Raw genomic sequence first — 1,447 nt, 5'->3', positions numbered from 1 at the left:
CGGTAACTTTCAAGGTAGATGTCGCCTCAACTTATGCAGCTAAATCACAATGCTGCTGATTCTCTGATCGCTCAGGGTTAAGCCATACCTCTGCCGGTAATTGCCAGTTTCTGGTTTCACGGCTTCCCCAACGCTCAGGGTGTTGCTCTTTTGCTTTACGGTAAACTCTTTCACGATTCAGAACCTTCTTCTGAGCCTTCCCTGTGTGTCTGTCGCAAGGTGTCTGGAACTTGATGCCACTGTGCTTATGCTCCATGTTGTACCAGTTTACGAACCCATACACCCACTCTCTGGCTGACTCCAGACTGGCGAAGTGATTCGGATACCCGGGACGATATTTCATGGTTCTGAAGCCTGACTCTGAGTATGAGTTATCGTTACTCACGCGTGGCCTGCTGAACGATGTCTGTACACCCAGTTGCTGAAGAGTACTTAGCATAGTCGCCCCCTTCATCGGGCTGCCATTATCCGAATGCAGGACCAGCGGTTGTTCCTGAAGACTGATCTTATGCTGCATGAAGGCTTTGCGGATCATCTGAGCAGCCAGGTCAGAGGACTCCCTCTCATGGACTTCCCAAGTCACAATCATGCGGCTATAAACGTCCAGAACCAAATAGAGGTAATAATATTTACCCCTGATGGGCGACCCCAAAAAGGTTATATCCCACGACCAGAGCTGATTTGGTGCCGTGGCCCGATGCGATGTCGGCTTCCGCTTTACTGGCTTCTGACTGCGACCTCGGTGATGCTGTTGATTGTGAGCCTTCAGCACTCGATAAAAGCTTGACTCAGAAGCTATATAAATACCTTCGTCGGCCAGTGTCGGTACAATCTGGCATGGCGACTTACTTTTGAATCGCTCGCTGTTACAGACTTTCAGAATCTCGTTTTGCTCGCTCTTGGTTAGTTGGTTGGCAGGCATTGGCCGGTCTGCGTATTGACGCTGATCTTCCCGCACCTGTTCTACATCTTTTTGCCAGCGCTGAACCGTGCGTATCGACAGGTTGAGAGCAGCACAGGCTTTCACTTTACGTGCCCCCTGTGAAACAGCTTCCTGGATTAAAGCAACGGCTTCCTTGCGATCAGGGAGAGGAATCAATCGTCCTCGCGCTCCCCCCAGATCGCGTTTGCCTTTTTTGTTAGAACCAACAGTGCTGCGGTTTCAGCAAGTGCTTTGTCTTTGCGTTTGAGTTCTTTTTCCAGTTTCTGGATGCGCTTCTTGTCATCTCGTCTGGCAGCGGCCTGTACCTGACGGGATTCAGCAGGCTTTGTGCTGCCTGCGATAAAATCAGCTTTCCACTGCTGCAGGTCTTCATAGTAGAGCCCCTTCTTACGACAGTATTCGGATAACTCTGTTGTATTCATGTTGGCGGTATCCATCAGAACCGCGAACTTGTTTTCAGCACTCCACTGCTGAGGATTCTTACCATCACCGGGCACGGGTACA

2 protein-coding genes are annotated in these 1,447 nt (G+C 50.3%); both read right to left on the bottom strand.

Annotation, left to right across the window (positions count from 1 at the left end; translation table 11 throughout):
* Positions 1-31: 31 nt before the first annotated feature.
* Positions 32-1,099: an IS3 family transposase gene (locus KDK16_RS08320; RefSeq protein ID WP_257275579.1), complete on the bottom strand. Its 1,068-nt coding sequence runs from the start codon at positions 1,097-1,099 to the stop codon at positions 32-34.
* A partial coding sequence (locus KDK16_RS08315) for a transposase (protein ID WP_373690951.1) occupies positions 1,096-1,447 on the bottom strand: 352 nt, incomplete at its 5' end. The genes KDK16_RS08315 and KDK16_RS08320, both read right to left, overlap by 4 nt.

Source organism: Endozoicomonas sp. SESOKO4 (assembly GCF_024606275.1).
Note: the sequence above shows the minus strand (reverse complement) of the source record. Positions and strands in the feature narration are given on the sequence as shown.